This window comes from Marisediminicola sp. UYEF4 (genome assembly GCF_040546025.1).
In the GTDB taxonomy this organism is placed as follows: Bacteria; Actinomycetota; Actinomycetes; order Actinomycetales; family Microbacteriaceae; genus Marisediminicola.
Genome location: NZ_JBEPNA010000011.1, coordinates 60,018 through 77,024, shown reverse-complemented (window position 1 = coordinate 77,024; position 17,007 = coordinate 60,018). Strand labels below are relative to the sequence as shown.

14 protein-coding genes and 1 tRNA gene are annotated in these 17,007 nt (G+C 67.9%); 5 read left to right on the top strand and 10 right to left on the bottom strand.

Translation table 11 applies throughout. From position 1 onward, the window contains the following. Window positions 1-7: 7 nt before the first annotated feature. From ABIB15_RS10980 to leuC, 4 genes are read right to left on the bottom strand one after another with little or no spacing between them, the layout of a single operon-like run. Window positions 8-757, bottom strand: coding sequence for a lysophospholipid acyltransferase family protein (locus ABIB15_RS10980; RefSeq protein ID WP_354478247.1), 750 nt, complete (start codon window positions 755-757; stop codon window positions 8-10). Then, window positions 747-2,114, bottom strand: coding sequence for a UDP-N-acetylglucosamine 1-carboxyvinyltransferase (murA, locus tag ABIB15_RS10975; protein ID WP_354478244.1), 1,368 nt, complete (start codon window positions 2,112-2,114; stop codon window positions 747-749). Before murA ends, ABIB15_RS10980 begins: the two co-directional genes overlap by 11 nt. Before the next feature lie 40 nt (window positions 2,115-2,154). Next, a complete protein-coding gene (leuD, locus tag ABIB15_RS10970; RefSeq protein ID WP_354478243.1) occupies window positions 2,155-2,751 on the bottom strand; it encodes a 3-isopropylmalate dehydratase small subunit in 597 nt (198 codons plus the stop codon). After that, window positions 2,751-4,169: a 3-isopropylmalate dehydratase large subunit gene (gene leuC / locus ABIB15_RS10965; RefSeq protein ID WP_354478240.1), complete on the bottom strand. Its 1,419-nt coding sequence runs from the start codon at window positions 4,167-4,169 to the stop codon at window positions 2,751-2,753. The genes leuD and leuC overlap by 1 nt, the downstream gene beginning before the upstream one ends. A gap of 170 nt (window positions 4,170-4,339) precedes the next feature. Between leuC and ABIB15_RS10960 the strand changes: the two genes are divergently transcribed. Beyond that, the gene (locus ABIB15_RS10960; protein WP_354478237.1) at window positions 4,340-5,419 is read left to right on the top strand and encodes a Glu/Leu/Phe/Val dehydrogenase dimerization domain-containing protein; all 1,080 of its coding nucleotides are present in this window, start codon (window positions 4,340-4,342) and stop codon (window positions 5,417-5,419) included. 29 nt (window positions 5,420-5,448) lie between these two features. On the opposite strand, the gene ABIB15_RS10955 is transcribed toward ABIB15_RS10960, so the two are convergent. Continuing rightward, complete coding sequence (locus ABIB15_RS10955) at window positions 5,449-6,456, bottom strand: TerC family protein (RefSeq protein WP_354478234.1); 1,008 nt, start codon at window positions 6,454-6,456, stop codon at window positions 5,449-5,451. 281 nt (window positions 6,457-6,737) lie between these two features. On the opposite strand from ABIB15_RS10955, the gene ABIB15_RS10950 reads away from it, so the two are divergent. The 3 genes from ABIB15_RS10950 (at window position 6,738) to ABIB15_RS10940 (ending at window position 8,793) form a co-directional block, all read left to right on the top strand. Continuing rightward, complete coding sequence (locus ABIB15_RS10950; protein WP_354478304.1) at window positions 6,738-7,376, top strand: TIGR00645 family protein; 639 nt, start codon at window positions 6,738-6,740, stop codon at window positions 7,374-7,376. 207 nt (window positions 7,377-7,583) lie between these two features. After that, window positions 7,584-8,498, top strand: a complete 915-nt coding sequence (locus ABIB15_RS10945) for a hypothetical protein (protein ID WP_354478231.1) — start codon at window positions 7,584-7,586, stop codon at window positions 8,496-8,498. 40 nt (window positions 8,499-8,538) lie between these two features. Next, a complete protein-coding gene (locus ABIB15_RS10940) occupies window positions 8,539-8,793 on the top strand; it encodes a hypothetical protein (RefSeq protein ID WP_354478228.1) in 255 nt (84 codons plus the stop codon). A gap of 75 nt (window positions 8,794-8,868) precedes the next feature. Here the strand turns inward: ABIB15_RS10940 and ABIB15_RS10935 are convergent. After that, window positions 8,869-8,941 (bottom strand) — tRNA-Glu (locus tag ABIB15_RS10935). A gap of 67 nt (window positions 8,942-9,008) precedes the next feature. Then, a complete protein-coding gene (locus ABIB15_RS10930) occupies window positions 9,009-9,914 on the bottom strand; it encodes a diacylglycerol kinase family protein (protein WP_354478226.1) in 906 nt (301 codons plus the stop codon). A 64-nt stretch (window positions 9,915-9,978) separates the two neighbouring features. Here ABIB15_RS10930 and ABIB15_RS10925 point away from each other — a divergent pair, with 64 nt between their 5' ends. Beyond that, a complete protein-coding gene (locus ABIB15_RS10925; RefSeq protein ID WP_354478223.1) occupies window positions 9,979-10,617 on the top strand; it encodes an MBL fold metallo-hydrolase in 639 nt (212 codons plus the stop codon). A 59-nt stretch (window positions 10,618-10,676) separates the two neighbouring features. Here the strand turns inward: ABIB15_RS10925 and ABIB15_RS10920 are convergent, their stop codons facing one another. The 3 genes from ABIB15_RS10920 to ABIB15_RS10910 form a co-directional block, all read right to left on the bottom strand. Beyond that, window positions 10,677-12,200: a M20/M25/M40 family metallo-hydrolase gene (locus tag ABIB15_RS10920; RefSeq protein ID WP_354478221.1), complete on the bottom strand. Its 1,524-nt coding sequence runs from the start codon at window positions 12,198-12,200 to the stop codon at window positions 10,677-10,679. A gap of 102 nt (window positions 12,201-12,302) precedes the next feature. Then, the gene (locus ABIB15_RS10915; protein ID WP_502908949.1) at window positions 12,303-15,179 is read right to left on the bottom strand and encodes an FAD-binding and (Fe-S)-binding domain-containing protein; all 2,877 of its coding nucleotides are present in this window, start codon (window positions 15,177-15,179) and stop codon (window positions 12,303-12,305) included. After that, window positions 15,176-16,906, bottom strand: coding sequence for an L-lactate permease (locus ABIB15_RS10910; RefSeq protein WP_502908951.1), 1,731 nt, complete (start codon window positions 16,904-16,906; stop codon window positions 15,176-15,178). The genes ABIB15_RS10915 and ABIB15_RS10910 overlap by 4 nt, the downstream gene beginning before the upstream one ends. Window positions 16,907-17,007: the final 101 nt, after the last annotated feature.

Sequence of the window (17,007 nt, the reverse complement as noted above, 5' to 3'; positions counted from 1 at the left end):
GTGTTGATCAAAAGCGACCGGTCTCTTTCTGGTTGTTCTTCGACGGGTCCCAGCGCTGTGCCGGCGCCTTCTCGCCGCGGAGGTCCTCGAGCAGCGCCGTGATGGCATCCATCACGACCATGGTCGCGGCGGCCAGCGTCTGGCCATCGAGCGGCTTGCCGCGGAACGCCGACAGGTCGACGGGGTCGCCGACCTTCACGTGGATTGTCTTGCGGGGGAAGAGGCTGATGCGCTTACCGTAGCGGGGCATCACGAGCTGAGTGCCCCAGTGGGCGATCGGGATCAGCGGGATGTCCGCTTCGAGGGCCATCCGCACCGCGCCGGCCTTGCCCCGCATCGGCCACATGTCGGGGTCGCGGGTGAGTGACCCCTCGGGGTAGATCACGACGGCCAGTCCGTCGTTCACGATCTTTCGTGCGGCGACGAGCGGGTCGTTGCCACGCATTGCTCCCGCGCGCTCGACCGGGATCTGGCCGGAGGCGCGCAGCAGTGCGCCGAGCACCGGGTACTTGAACAGGCTCGCCTTGGCCAGGTACCTCGGCATCCGTCCGAGCTTCCACATGACGACGCCGATGACGACCGGGTCGATCTCGCTGTAGTGGTTCGGCGAGAGCACGAACGCGCCCGCTTTCGGCATCTTGTCGCCGTCGTGGATGCGGTAGCGCGCCACCACGTGCATGAACGGGAGCAACAGGACGGCGAGGAACCGGAAGATCGGGGTCTTCTCGGAGGGGTACTGGGACAACTCAGCCTTCATAGACGAAGTCAGCCCCGAGCGTCTCGAGCTTGTCGATGATGTGCTCGTACCCGCGGCTGATGATGCCGATGTTGCTGATGACCGACTGGCCTTCGGCGCTCAGCGCCGCGATGAGGTGGCTGAACCCGCCGCGCAGGTCGGGAACGTAGATGTTCGCGCCGCGGAGCTTCGTCGGGCCGGTGATCACGGCGGCCTGCTCGAAGTCCCGGCGGGCGACGCGGCGCGGGTGGTCGGGCAGCCCGTCCTTGTGTACGACGATCTCCGCGCCCATCTCATTCAGGGCCTCGGTGAATCCGAAGCGGTTTTCGTATACCGTCTCGTGCACGATCGACACGCCGTGCGCCTGGGTGAGGGCGACGATGAGCGGCTGCTGCCAATCGGTCATGAACCCCGGGTGCACATCCGTCTCGATGGTGACGGGCTTGAGGTCGCCGCCCGGGTGCCAGAAGCGGATGCCGTCCTCCTGCACGTCGAACGCGCCGCCGACCTTGCGGAAGACGTTGAGGAAGGTCATCATCTCGGTCTGGCGGGCCCCGCCGACGAAGATGTCACCGTGGGTCACGAGCGCGGCCGCGGCCCAGCTGGCGACCTCGTTGCGGTCGAACAGGGCGCGGTGGTTGTAGCCGTCGAGTCGTTCGACGCCCTCGATCAGGATCACGCGGTTGGGTTCGACCGAGATGATCGCGCCCATCTTCTGCAGGATCGCGATGAGATCCATGATCTCGGGCTCGATCGCCGCGTTTTTGAGCTCCGTGGTTCCCGTCGCGAGCACCGCGGTCAGCAGCACCTGCTCCGTCGCACCGACGCTCGGGTAGGGCAGCTCGATGTCAGCACCCCTGAGGCCGTCCGGCGCCGTGAGGTGGATTCCTTCGAAACCCTTCTCGATGACCGCGCCGAACTGGCGCAGCGCATCCAGGTGGAAGTCGATCGGGCGATCGCCGATGCGGCATCCGCCGAGGTCCGGGATGCGAGCCTCGCCGAGGCGGTGCAGGAGCGGACCGCAGAACAGGATCGGGATGCGGCTGGCACCGGCGTGCGCGTCGATCTCGGCGAAGTGCGCGCTCTCCACCCGGCTCGTGTCGAAGCTCAGCTCGCCGGGGGCCGGACTCGTGACCTTGACGCCGTAGACCTCGAGGAGGCCACGAACGACTCCGACGTCACTGATCTCGGGCACGCCCTTGAGCAGGCTCGGGGTGTCGCCCAGCAGCGCGGCGACCATGGCCTTGGTCGCAAGGTTTTTCGCACCCCGCACCTCGATTCGCCCTTCGAGGCGCTTGCCGCCGTTGATGACGATCGAGTCGGATTTCAGGCCCACACGTGCTGCTGCCTTATTGGCATCCGTGACGAGAGGAATCATGCATTACACCTGCGCTGACTTTGTAGTGGAGGGGGGAAAATTACTGGGCGGGGAGGGTTTTCGGCCGCCAGGATTCCCGACGGTCCTCGAACTGGGTGATCTGCGCCTCTTCGCGCAGCGTGAGGCTGATGTCGTCGAGGCCTTCGAGTAGCCGCCAGCGAGTGTAGTCGTCGATCTGGAATCCGGTGGTGAAATCGCCGACGGTGACCGTCTTCTCGAGGAGGTCGACCGTCGCCTCGATGCCCGGCGACTGGGCGATGACGGCCCAGATCCTCTCGGCATCCGCCTCGCTGATCTCGCCGGCGAGGAGGCCCTGCTTGCCCGAGTTACCTCGGAAAATGTCGCCGAACCGGGGGCTCAGCACCGCGGCGAACCCGAAGTCGCGCAGCGCCCAGACGGCGTGTTCGCGGCTGGACCCGGTGCCGAAATCAGGGCCGGCGATAAGCACCTTCGCGCCCTGGAATTCCGGCCTGTTGAGCACGAAGTCCGGATCCTGCCGCCACGCGTAGAACAGCGCGTCGTCGAACCCGGTCTTCGTGATCCTCTTGAGGAACACTGCCGGGATGATCTGGTCGGTGTCGACGTTCGACTCGGCGAGAGGCGCGGCGATCCCGGTGATGCTCAGGACTTTTTCCATCAGGCGTTCACTTCCAGGGCGACGTCGGCGGGGCTCGATAGCGTACCGCGGATCGCGGTCGCCGCGGCGACGAGCGGGGAGACGAGGTGGGTGCGTCCGCCCTTGCCCTGACGCCCCTCAAAGTTGCGGTTCGAGGTCGAGGCGCACCTCTCTCCGGGGGCGAGCTGGTCGGGATTCATTCCGAGGCACATCGAGCATCCGGCGAAACGCCATTCGGCACCGAACTCGGTGACGATCTTGTCGATCCCCTCCGCTTCGGCTTCGATCCGCACACGGGCTGAGCCGGGTACGACCATGACCCGCACGCCCTCGGCCTTCTTCTTGCCCTTGATGACGGAGGCGAAGGCACGAAGGTCCTCGATGCGGCTGTTCGTGCACGAGCCCATGAAGACCGCGTCGACGGCGATGTCCTTCATCGGGGTGCCGGGGGCCAGGTCCATGTAGGCGAGGGCTCGTTCGGCTGCCGCGCGATCATTGTGGTCGGCAATCGATGCGGGGTCGGGGATGCTGTCGCTGAGCGAGACGCCCTGGCCGGGGTTCGTGCCCCACGTGACGAACGGCTCGAGCTCGTCCGCGTCGAGGAACACCTCGGCGTCGAACACCGCATCGGCGTCGGTCGCGAGGGTCTCCCAGTAGGCGACCGCGGCGTCCCAGTCGGCTCCGGTCGGCGCGTGCGGGCGCCCCTGCAGGTAGTCGTAGGTCGTCTGGTCGGGTGCGATCATTCCGGCGCGTGCTCCGGCCTCGATCGACATGTTGCAGATCGTCATGCGGCCCTCCATCGAGAGGGCGCGGATGGCGCTGCCGCGGTACTCGAGCACGTAGCCCTGGCCGCCTCCCGTGCCGATCTTGGCGATGACCGCGAGGATGATGTCCTTCGCGGTGACGCCGGAGCGCAGCGTCCCCTCGACGGTGATGGCCATCGTCTTGAACGGCGTGAGTGGCAGGGTCTGGGTTGCCAGCACGTGCTCGACCTCGCTCGTGCCGATACCGAACGCCATCGCGCCGAAGGCGCCGTGCGTCGAGGTGTGAGAGTCGCCGCAGACGACGGTGATGCCCGGCATCGTGAGGCCGAGCTGCGGGCCGACGACGTGCACGATTCCCTGCTCGATGTCCCCGAGCGAGTGCAGGCGCACCCCGAACTCGGCGGCGTTATTGCGCAGGGTCTGAATCTGGGTGCGACTGGTGAGGTCGGCTATCGGCTTGTCGATGTCGAGCGTCGGGGTGTTGTGGTCTTCCGTCGCGATCGTCAGGTCGGGCCGACGCACCGGGCGACCGGCGAGGCGCAACCCGTCGAACGCCTGCGGGCTGGTGACTTCGTGGAGAAGGTGGAGGTCGATGTACAGCAGGTCGGGGTTGCCGTCGGCACCCTCGACGACCAAATGGTCGTCCCATACCTTCTCTGCCAGCGTCCTGCCCACTGTCCCACCTTTCCGTCACGACGAGCGCGTGCGCTCAATCTCGTCATTCTACGTGCCGAGCATCGGACGGGGCACGCTGGAGGAACGCTCGCCCATATGCTGGGAGTCGATGCGCACCACAATCGCGCGCCAACATCCGCCCACAAGGCCAGTCACACAGGAGCAGTTCAATGACGATTGCCACGCCCACCCCCGTTCGCGATGCCCTCGATGGAATCGATCTCACCCACGAGCGCGTGCTCGTGACCACCGGCCCTCGCTCCGGTCTCGTCGTCATCGTCGCCGTTCACTCGACCGCCCTCGGGCAGGCCCTCGGCGGCGCCCGCATGTGGCAGTACGAGAACTGGACGGATGCCCTCGCCGACGCCCTCCGCCTTTCCGCGGCCATGACCCTGAAGAACGCTGCGGCAGGGCTCTCCCTCGGCGGCGGCAAGTCGGTCATCCGCATTCCGGTCGGAACCGTCTTGACCTCCGCACAGAAGCGGGACGCGATGCTCGACCTCGGCGATGCGATCGAGAGCCTGAACGGCGCGTACATGACCGCCGAAGACGTCGGTACGAGCGCCGAGCTGATGTCGATCGTCGCCGAGCGCACCGACCACGTCTGCGGCCTACCCGCCGACCGCGGCGGCGTCGGCGAGCCGGCGGATGCGACCGCGGCCGGCGTCTATGCGGCCATCCTCGCGACGGTCGAGGCCCTCTTCGGAACCAGGGAAATCGCCGGCCGCCATCTCGTCATCTCCGGCCTCGGGCAGGTCGGCGGCCGCCTGGCCCGCGCCCTCGCCGCCGCCGGCGCGCGTCTGACGGTCACCGATGTGAACCTCACCACACGGAAGCTCGCGGCCGAGATCGGTGCGGAGTGGGTCGACGTGGACTCCGCCCACACGGTCGAGGCCGACCTCTTCGTGCCGTGCGGCCTCGGCGGCGTGCTGAGCGAGCGCGTCATCTCGGAGCTGCGGGTGCTCGGTGTCGTCGGCGCCGCGAACAACCAGCTCGCCCACCGCAGCGGCGCGGCACTGCTCGACGCTCGCGGCATCCTCTGGGCGCCCGACTTCGTCGTGAACGCGGGCGGCGTCATCTACCTCTCGATGGCCTCCGTTCACGGCGCCGACCTCGACGCGGTCTCCCGTCGGGTCGACGCGATCGGCGACACGGTCGCGGCGATCCTGACGACCTCGCGGGAGCAGGGCACCACGACGCTCGAGGCCGCGGAGCGCCTGTCGGCGGAGCGCTTGGGCGCGGCGGTCTGACAGCGAGCGGCAGACCGCACTCCGTCCCGCTACTTCGTGACGCCGGCCAGACGCTTGCGCTCGTCGCGCGACGACTTCACGAGGCTCGCGACGGTCGCGACGGCCATCGCCCCGACGATGACGCCGAGCGAGGTGAACGTGCCGATCTCCGGCGACCACTCGATCCCTTCGCCGCCGTTGATGAACGGGAGCTCGTTGACGTGCATCGCGTGCAGCACGAGCTTGACGCCGATGAACGCGAGGATGAACGCGATCCCGTAGTGCAGGTAGACGAGGCGCTCGAGCAGGCCACCGAGCATGAAGTAGAGCTGGCGCAGGCCCATCAGGGCGAAGATGTTGGCGGTGAACACGATGAACGGGCTCTGCGTGATCCCGAAGATGGCCGGGATCGAGTCGAGGGCGAACAGCAGATCCGTCGACCCGATCGCGAGGAACACGATGAGCATCGGGGTGAACACCTTGCGGCCGTCGATGTTCACGCGGATCTTCGCGCCGTGGTATTCGGGCGTCGTCGCGACGCGTTTCTTGATCATGCGGATGGCGAAGTTGTCGGTCGCCTCGGTCGCGTTGTCCTCCTCGTGGAAGGCCTGCTTCCACGCCGTATACAGGAGGAATGCGCCGAAGATGTAGAAGATCCAGCTGAAGTTCTCGATCAGCTGCGCTCCGAGCAGGATGAAGATACCGCGCAGGATCAGCGCGATGACGATGCCGATCATGAGCACCTCCTGCTGCAGCTTCGGCGGCACGGCGAACCTCGCCATGATGATGACGAAGACGAAGAGGTTGTCGATGCTGAGGGAGTACTCGGTGAGCCACCCGGCTACGAACTGGCCCGCATACTCGCCGCCCGCGAGGATCAGCATCAGCAACGCGAAGACCAGCGCGAGTGAGACGTAGAACGCGACCCAGAGGCTCGACTCCTTGAGCGACGGAACGTGCGGGCGCCGGATGACGAGCAGCAGGTCGATTGTGAGGATGACGAGCAGCACGACGATCGAGATGACCTCGAATGCGAGCGGGAGTTGGGTGAGTTCCACGAGGAACCTTTCACTGTGAGGGGGGGCGCGAACGCCAAACAGACCGAAAGTCTCTCCCGTGACGACCAGATGGACATCACCACCGCAACCGGGGCCTCGACTCTGCTGCCCGTGATGACGACTGCGGCGAATTGGGATACTCCCCTTCGCGACCTACAGGATAGCCGAGGATGCGTGGGGCTACGCTCCCTCGGGTGTCATCTCTCAATAGTCCCCGTCAATATCGGCCGCAATCCGCGTGGGTCTCCGCGGTCGGATACCTGATTTTCTTCAGCCGCTGACTGCAGGCCCCCCTCTATCTGGGCCTCATCGTTGCCCAGGTCATCTACGTCATCGTCTTCATGGTCGAGCTATTCCACCTCGCAGAGGAGGTCATCGCTGACCCCCTCCACATCGAGCAGGCTGCGATCATGCTCGGCGTGCTCGGCCTCATCGACGTCGTGATGATCGCGAACCTTCTGATCATGGTCATCATCGGCGGCTACGAGACCTTCGTCTCCCGCATCAGGATCGACGGGCACCCCGACCAGCCCGAATGGCTCTCGCACGTCAATGCCAACGTACTCAAGGTCAAACTCGCGATGGCGATCATCGGCATCTCTTCGATTCACCTGCTCAAGACCTTTATCGAGGTCGGCGACCTCGGCGCCACCGGCGCCGCCTCCGACAACGTCACGGGCGACAACTACACCTACGACGGCGTCTTCTGGCAGGTCATGATCCACATCGTCTTCATCGTGTCGGCGATCGCGCTGGCCTGGATCGACCGGATGTCGGCCGGAACGCACGCCGGTCCTACATCCGCCCCCGCCGTTGGGGCGCCCGTCGACCCGACGATCGACGAGTACCTCGTGCGCGCCGAGAACGAACTCAAGGCCGCCCGCTACGACGAGCTCGCCCGGGAGCTGCGCGCCCGCTGAACGGGACCTTCGTCCGTGGGGAACGGCGCGGGCTCGGCGTAACCTCGCAGTATGAGCAATCGCGGCGCTGTTCATCGGCCTCGACGCCTACGGCCCCGGCCGCCGTTACTACACTGAGGCCGATGTCGACGCGGAGATCGCGCGGATGACCGGCCAGGCTAAGGGGCGCGGTCTCTGACGCCTTCCGCTCGAGAGGACGGACGGCGGATGCACGGGCGAGCTGGCAGGTCGGCGGGCGCGGCGCTCATTGGAGCGCTCGTTACGGCGTTCGTCGTGGCCGGATGCTCGGTGACCGATCCGACTCCCGTCGCGACCCCTCCCCCGACGGCCGAGCCGGCCTCGGTGCCGGCGGGCGTCTCGGTGAGCGTGTTCCAGACCCGGGCCGACGTGCCAACGCGCCGTCTCGAGATCTCGATCACGAACGAGACGGCGGCGGCCATCGTCGTCACCGGAGCTCGCTTCGACTCGTCGCAGTTCGTCGCACCGGCCGATTGGACCGTGCGCGACTCCGCGACGATCCGCCCGGGCACGACGGTCAACCTGCCCGTCCAGCTCAGCGCCGCGGACTGCTCGTCGAGCCGGGCGGAGCACAAGGTGCGCCTGAGCTTCGTGCAGGACGGCCCCAAGGTCGCCGAGGTGCTCCCGCTCGACCGCTTCGATCGACTGCCCGCCCTCCGCGCCGAGGACTGCCTCGCGCAGTCCGTCGAGACCATCGCCATGCTCGCACTGGCCGGGCCGCTCAGCACGACCGTCATCGGCGGCACCCTCGTCGGGTCGCTCGGGCTCGAGATCGTGCCGACCGGGGCATCCGGGTCTCTGACCCTGGTATCGATGCGCGGCGCGATCCTGATGGCACTCGCCGATCCGGCATCCGGGGCCATCATCGAATCGAGGGGTCTGAACCTCGAGGTGGACGCCGCCGGCAGACCGAGCTTGATCATGGTCGACTTCGTGCCCAATCGCTGCGACCCGCACGCGATCGCCGAAGACAAGCGGGGTACTCTGCTGCCGGTCGAGGTATCGATGGGCAAGGTGGATGGCGTCTACTCCGTGCCCGTGAGCGACGAGCTGCGTTCGGAGATCTACGCCTACCTCGTGGAGGCGTGCGGCATGGCGGGCTAGTCGAGCGAGCTCGAGCGGCTCCTCGCTCACGCCGCGACCGGTGATCACAAGCGGTGACGTCGCGGCATCGTCGGGCACGGTGAACTCGGAGGTGGTCGGCGCGAGGTCGGCGGTGCACGGCCCGTCGGAATCGGTCTCGAACAGGATGTCGAGGGCACTGGCATCCGTCGTCTCGATCGACGTCGGCTCCGCCGGGCAACTCGAGCTCCCCGTCGAAGCGGCGTACGTGGCGGTCCGGCAGCGGTCGCGCGGTCGTCGTTCACTCGCGCTAGTGCGATTACGGCCGCACGAGTGAACAACAGCCGCACGAACGGCGCACTGAACGAAAAAGTGCCCGGCACCCTTGCAGAACAAGAGCGCCGGGCAGTTGTGACCCCAACGGGATTCGAACCCGTGTTACCGCCGTGAGAGGGCAGCGTACTAGGCCGCTATACGATGGGGCCGTAGTAGACAACTCAACGAGTATGCCATAACTCGGGGTGCCGCACCAACCGAGCGCGCCCGGGCGCGTCAGGCGAGAATTGCCAGGGCACCGGGCACGACCCGGAGGTCGAGCGGCAGCTCCCCCACCCGTTCCCCGTCGGCGTAGGCGACAACGCCGGCGGCCGCGATCCGCACGCGCGCCGCACGCCGCACGCGCACCCGCGGGTCGCGGATATGGGTGCCGGAGAACACCGAGGGGAAGATTCTCAGCAGCTGGCGCCGGTTCACCGGGTCGAGCGTCACCACATCGAACAGTCCGTCGTCGAGACGTGCGTCCGGGGCCACCCGCATCCCTCCCCCGAACGACACGTTGTTGCCGACGGCGATAAGGATCGCGTCCTGGCTCGAGCGCACGCCGTCGAGCTCGAGGCCGTACCGGATCGGCGCGAGCGTCACGAGCTCCCGGAGGAGCGCGACGATGTAACGGCTCTTGCCCTTGGGGCGGCGCATCCGGTTCGCGCGCTCGTTGACCTTCGCGTCGAATCCGCCCGAGAACACGCAGGCGAACCAGCGGATGCTGCCGTCGGTGCGCGTGATGAGCCCCGCGTCGATCGTGCGCGGCGGCAGCTCGATCGCGGCGACGAGGCCCGCGATGGCGGCCTCGGTGTCGTCGACGGGGATGCCGAGCCCGCGCGCCATGTCATTGCCGGTGCCTGACGGCACGATGCCGAGGGGGATGCCGGTTTGCGCGGTGAGATTCACTCCGAAACCGACCATGCCGTCGCCGCCCACGACAACCAGGGCGTCGGGGGGATCGGTGAGAGCCGCGGTCGTCACCTCGAGGAGCCGCGAGAAGTTCGCCTCGCTCAGGCTCGTGACATCGTGTCCGCGGGCACGGAGCGCAGCGACGACCGCCGGGCCCACGCCGCCGTTCGACCCGAACGCGGCCGCCGGATTGATCGCGACGACAATTCTCTTCGGCGCCGTCTCCACGAGGCCAACATTAGGCGCGGCTCGCCCCCTTCGACGCCATTCGGCCCGCGCGTAGGATTTCGACATGAAGCTCACCAAACGCGAACACTCCTGCCTGGTCCTCGAACAGGCCGGTGAGACGCTCATCGTCGATCCCGGCTCGTTCACCCTGCCGCTCACCGACGCGCGCGGCGTCGTCGCGATCGTGATCACGCACGAGCATCCCGACCACTGGACCCCGGAGCACCTCCGGCGCATCCTCGACGTCAATTCCGACGCGCAGATCTTCGGCCCGGCTGGCGTCGTGACGGCTGCCGAGGGGTTCGACGTCACCGAGGTTGCCGCTGGCGACACCCACGTGGTCGGTCCGTTCACCCTGCGCTTCTTCGGCGGCTCGCACGCGGAGATTCACCGGTCGATCCCGATCGTCGACAACGTCGGGGTTCTCGTGAACGACGAGCTTTACTACGCCGGCGACTCGTTCACGATCCCCGAGGGCGTGGAAGTGGGCACCCTCGCGGTGCCGGCCAGCGCCCCCTGGCTCAAGATCGCCGAGGTCATGGACTACGTCGACGCCGTCAAGCCGCAGCGCAGTTTCCCGGTGCACGAGATGCTGCTCTCGGTCGCAGGCAAGTCGCTGTCGAACGCGCGGATCGGGTCGGTGACCGAACAGAACGGCGGCCAGTTCAGCCCACTCGAGCCGGGCGAGTCGCTCGACCTGTAGAACTCGACCTAGAAAAAAGGGGAGGCCGCCCGAAGGCGACCTCCCCCCGCGTGCGTGCGCTACTTGATGTTGCGGTCGGCCTTGAACTCCATGTCGATCGAGCCGGAGCCCTTGCCCTTGCCGGTGCCGTTGATCGCGGAGGTGGTCTCGGCGAACGTCAGCGTGGAGTGTGCGATGGCGTCGGCCATCTGCTCGAGCACCACGGGGTTGATGTTGTTGATGTCATCGCACGCCGCGTGGTAGCACGGGTCGTAGGCCGCACCGGCGGTGCCGCCGAACAGCGCGGCCTCCTCCGCCGTCTTCACTCCTTCGGCTCCGGTGAACAGTCCACCGGCGGGAATGCCGTTGTTGATGAACGCGAAGTAGTCCGAGCGGCCGTCGAACTCCGACGGCACGGTCGTCAGACCCTGCGAGGCGAAGTAGTCGAGGAACACCTTCTCCACGAGCGACGAGCCGTTGGGGCCGGTCGCGCCGAACGCGGATCCGTCGCCGTCGTAGACGGAGCGAATGTAGTTCGGCGATCCGACCATGTCGAAGTTCAGGTTGACGGCGTGGTCCTGGATGTCCTTCTTGCTGAGCTGGGACACGTAGTACTCGGAGCCGATCAGGCCGTCCTCCTCTCCTCCCCAGAAGGCGAAGCGGACCCGGTTGGTGGGCGCGTTGCCGGATTCGGCGAGCTGGATGGCGGTCTCGAGGATTGCGGCTGCTCCCGACCCGTTGTCGTTGATTCCGGCACCCTCGGCCACCGAGTCAATGTGCGCACCCACGACGACGGTGCGGTCGGTGCGACCGGCCGAGTCGGCGAGCACGTTGAACGTGTCGATCGTCTCAAGCGCCGCGTCTACGGCGACCCTCATCGTCACGCCGGCGAGCCCGGCGAGTTCCTCGCCGATGGCGAAGCTCGTGCCGATCGCGGGGATGCCCAGCTGCACGTCACCGAGGGTTCCGAAGACGACACCGAGGCGGTCGTCGGCATTGCCCTGGTTGAACACGATGACGGCCGATGCTCCGGCTGCCGTTGCGTTGACGACCTTGTCCGCGAACGCGCAGGTTCCGCGCTGAATGAGGGCAATATCTCCCGCGGGGAAGCCGACGAAGTCGCTCGCCTCGCACCCGCTGGTGGAGGCGCGGTCGCCGGCGAGGTTGAGGTCCACCGCGGTGACGGCGGCGGTGACGTCACCCGCGCCCGAGTTGGTCATGACGTAGTACTCGTCGAAGTCCACGTAGGTGCGCGGGGACGGCGTGATCCGCGCGACGGCGGAACTCGTGACGACGAACTGGTCGTAGAAGAATGCCTGGCGCGACGTGGTGTATCCCGCGGCGGCCAGTTGCTCCTCGATGTACACGGCCGAGGCCTCGTAGCCGGAAGTGCCGGCGGCGCGGTTGCCGTCGTTCTGGTCGGCGATCAGCTGCAGCTGCTCGAGGTGATCGATGATCGCGGCGGACGATACCGCTTCACGCAGAGCGCTCGTGTCGGTGCCGTTGTCGGCGTTGGCGGGCAAGCCGACGCTCACGACAAGGGCCATGGCCGAGACGGCCGAGGTGGCGAGCACGGCTCGCCGGGTTTTCCTATTCTGTTCCAAGGGGATCTCCTATGATCACGGAATTCGACTCGAGCCGGTCCGGCTTGAGGCCGTGATCTCGACGCTATCCCCCGAACGGGGGAGAGCCAAGGAAAACTTTTGTTACCGTGCCGGGGTTTCCCCCGGCCTCGTCGCCGCCGCGAGCAGCTCGAGCACGTGCTGGTACTCCTGGCCGGTCGCGCGGGTCATGCCCAGCTCGCAGGTGCGGTTGCATGAGGCGTGGGCCTCGCTGCCGGCGTCGCGCACCTGCTGGGCCTGCACCCGGGTCGCCGACTCGGTGAGTTCCGGATGCAGCATCCCGCGGTCACCCGCAAAGGCGCAGCATCCCCAGTCCTCTGGCACCCGAATGCTCTCGGCAACCTCGGCAGCGACCTCGGCGAGGTGCCCGTTCGTGCCGAGCCGGGTGGAGGAGCAGGTCGGATGCAGCGAGAGCGACGCGATCCGCTCGTGCGGCGGCAGGCCGGGCAGCACCCGCGTGGCGACGAACTCGACGGCGTCGACGATCGTCAGGGCCGCTCCGGAGGGGGTCTGGGCGATCGACTGGAGCAGGCCCTCGGTGCACGAGGACGCGTCGCAGACGACGGGCAGCTCTCCCCCTCGGGTCGTCGCGAGCAGCGCGGCGACCGTGCGCTCCTGCATCCGGGATAGGCCGTCGGCGAGTCCCTTCGACGACCACGGTGTGCCGCAGCAGAGCCCGTCGATCTCGGTCGGCACGAGCAGGGTGATGCCGGCCCGCTCGCACAGGTCCTCGAAGCTCGCCTGGATGCCGGGGCTTCCGTCTACGGGTCCGAACATCGTCCCGACGCAGGCGGGCAGGTAGACGGCATCCGGCGCACCGGTCGGGGCCGGCCGACGTCTCGACGCGCCACCGCGCGGGAGCTCGTCGGAGTACAGCGGCACACGGTCTGTGCCGAACACCGCACGCGCTGCCGCGTTGGGCGCGGCGAGCAGGCCGATCGGCACGCGATCGACAACACTCAGCGCGGCCGCGGCGCCGCGGGTGACGACGCCCCAATGGGTGGCCGCCTGCGCCCATAGGGCCTTCTCGATGCGGGTGTTGTCCTGCTCCCGCAGCCGCTTGACGAGGCTGCCCGTGTTGATCTGCACCGGGCAGGCGGTCTGGCACATGCCGTCGACGGCACATGTCTGCACCGACTCGTACACGGAGTCCTTCTCGAGCTCGGCCACGAGGGCGGTGTCGCCGTCGAGCTCTGCCTGCGCGATGGCCCGCCTCGTGACGATGCGCTGGCGCGGGGTGAGGGTCACGTTGCGGCTGGGGCACACCGGTTCGCAATACCCGCACTCGACGCAGGAGTCGACCTCGGCCTCGACCGGCGGAGACGACTTGATCGACGTGACGTGCGCGTTCGGGTCGTCACTCAGCAGCACGCCGGGGTTGAGCAGGCCGCCCGGGTCGCACAGGTTCTTGACTTCGCGCATGACCCGGTAGAGCTCGTCGCCGTACTGGCGGCGCACGAACGGCGCCATGACGCGCCCGGTCCCGTGCTCGGCCTTGAGCGATCCGCCCGCGCCGAGCACGAGCTCGACGAGGTCCTCGGTGAAGGCGCCGAAGCGCGAGAGGGACTCCTCCCCGACAAACGTGTCGGTGAGCATGAAGTGCACGTTGCCGTCTTTGGCGTGGCCGAAGATCACGCTGTTCTCGTAGGAGTACTTGCCGAAGAGCCCGATCAGCGTCTCGCAAGTCCCGGCGAGCGCGTCGACGGGGACGACGACGTCCTCGAGCAGGGCGACGGTACCAGGGGGCCTCGCCCCGGCGACGGTCGCGTAGAGGCCCTTGCGCAGGTGCCAGAGCGCGGCCCGCGCCGCGGCATCCGTCGACAGCGCGGTCGCCGCGTCGAGCGGAAGACGGGCGAGAAGGCCCCGGCCGGCGGTCGCGAACTGCTCGAGCTCGGCGGCGCTCTCGCCTTGGTATTCCAGCAGCAGCGCGGCGTGCTTGTCGATGCGCAGGTCCCGCAGTTGGGCGGGGGCGTCCGCGCCGGACTGCCCGACCTGAAGCGACAGCGCGTCCATGAGCTCGACGGTGGCGGCGCCCGTGTCGACGAGCGCGGGCAGAGCACTGTTCGCGGCGAGGAGGTCGTCGAACACGAGCAGCGCGGTGGCCGCGTACGTCTTCAGCGGAACAGTGCGGAACACGGCCTCCGCGACGAAACCGAGGGTGCCCTCGCTGCCGACGATGAGGTGGGCGAGCATGTCGACCGGGCGCTCGAAGTCGAGGAACGAGTTGAGCCCGTATCCCATCGTGTTCTTCATCGAGAACTGGTGGCGGATGACCGCGACGGATGCCGGGTTCTGCCGCACCCTGGCGGCGAGCCGCACGAGGCCGGCGTGCAGCACCGGCTCGAGGGCGCGCAGGCGGGCGTCGGCGTCGACCTCGGCGGTGTCGATAACGGTGCCGCTCGGCAGCACAATGAGCAACGACTCGAGGGTCTGGTAGGCGTTGTCGACCGTACCGCAGGCCATACCGCTCGAGTTGTTGGCGATCACGCCGCCGATCGTGCAGGCGATCTCGCTCGCCGGGTCCGGGCCGAACTTGCGGCCAAACCGTGCGAGCCGGGCGTTGAGGGCGCGCACGGTCACGCCGGGCTGAACCCGAACCCGAGCGCCGCCGTCGAGCACCTCGACGCGGGTGAAGTTGCGGCGCACGTCGACGAGGATGCCGTCGGTGATGGCCTGCCCGGAGAGGCTGGTACCGCCAGAGCGAAGGGTGAGGGGCACCCCGTGCGCGGCGCTCGAGCGCATCAGGCGGCCGACCTCCTCGGCGTCCTGCGCGACGACGACCGCCTGCGGGATGAGCAGGAAGTGCGAGGCGTCGTGGGCGAGAGCGTAACGGTCGATCGCGCGGGACGTGACCCGGGCGGGGTCGGCCACGCTCCCCCGCAGGGCCTCGAGAACCGAGGCGGATGCCGCCCGCGCGCCGTGCGCCGACTCCGCTTCGGCCGGCGCGGCCACGGTTGTCACGGCACCATCCATCCGAGCACGGGGCCCGCCTGCAGCACGATGATGATGGTGAGGAACGCGAGCAGCCCGAGGCTCCAGCCGATGAGCTTGCGGAACAGCTCGCCCTCCGAGCCGACCATGCCCACCGCGGCGGCGGCGACGGCCAGGTTCTGAACGGAGAGCATCTTGCCGAGCACGCCGGCAGAGGAGTTCGCGGCGGCCATCAGCACCGGGTCGAGCCCGACCTGGCGGGCCGCGGTGACCTGGAGCAGGCCGAAGAGCGAGTTGGAGGAGGTGTCCGATCCGGTCAGGGCGACACCGAACCAGCCGATCACCGGGGAGAGCAGCACGAACAGTCCTCCGGTCGCCGCGAGCCCGAAGCCCAGGCTCGCGGTCTGGCCGGAGAGGTTCATGACGAACGAGAGGGCGAGCACGACGGTGACGGTGAGGATCGTCCACTTGAGCTGCACGATCGTGTCGCGGTAGGCCCGGACCGCGTCGCGCAGGCCGACCCGGTACAGCGCCATCGTGACGATCCCGGAGAGGAGCAGCAGCGTTCCGGTCGCCTTGAGGTGGTCGAGCTTGAAGGTCATCGCGGGAGCGGGGGCGCCGCTCGCATCGACGACGTCGAGTCCGGGCCACTGGAAGACGACCGTGCCGACCTCGGCGAGCCAGGTCTTCACCGCGGGGATCTGGGCGACCGAGAAGATCGCCATGATCGCGAGGTACGGCGCGAGGGCCATCCACACCGACCGGGCTCCCGTGCGCTGGGCGACGGGGACGCCGGAAGTCGCGGTGGCCGTGGCGACCGCTGCGCCGCCGCTGATCGTCTCGGTGGCGCGCGGGGCGATGCCGCTGCGGATGCTCTCGGCCGCGGCGGCCTCGGCGCGGGTCTGCACGACGACGTCCCCGTCGACACCCAGCCCGACGATCTCCCTCGGCTGCCAGAACCGCAGCATGACGAGCACCGCAGCGACGGTGGCGACGGCGGCGACGACGTCGGTGAGCTCGACCGCGAAGAAGTTGGAGGTCACGAACTGGGCGAGACCGAAGACGAAACCGGCGACGAGCGCGACGGGCCACGTCTGGCGCACCCCGCGCTTACCATCGACGACGAAGACGAGAACAAGGGGAATGAGGATGGCGACGAACGGCGTCTGCCGCCCGGCCATCGACGCGAGGTCATCGATGGGCAGTCCCGTGACGCCCGAGAGCGTGATGATCGGGGCGGCCATGGCGCCGAAGGCCACGGGGGCGGTGTTGGCGAGGAGGGAGACGACGGCGGCGCGGATGGGCTTCATGCCCGCGGCGAGCAGCATCGCGGCGGAGATGGCCACCGGCGCCCCGAACCCGGCGAGCGACTCGAGCAGGGCGCCGAAGCAGAACGCGACGAGGATCGAGAGGATGCGCAGGTCGGGCGAGATCGCACGGATCGTGCGGCCGAGCACCTCGAACCACCCGGTGACGACCGTGAGCTTGTAGATCCAGAGGGCGTTGACGAGGATCCAGAGGATCGGGAACAGGCCGTAGAAGGCGCCCTCCGCGGTCGCGCTGAGCAACTGCGTCACCGGCATCCGCCACCCGAACACGGCGAGGGCCATGGCGATCGCGAGACTGACGAGGGCGGCGTAGGCGGCCTTCATCTTGAACACGCCCAGAAGGATGAAGAGGGCCGCAAGCGGCAACGCGGCGACGGCGGCGGAGACCGCCAGCGAGCCGAGAATCGGATCAAGAACCTGCTCGAACATAAGAACTCCGCACTGAGTCATGCACGGCTCCAGTACCGCGGCTTGTCTCGATTGTTATACAAGTACGCAATACAGTCAAGCATTCTCTTCTATTTGCATGT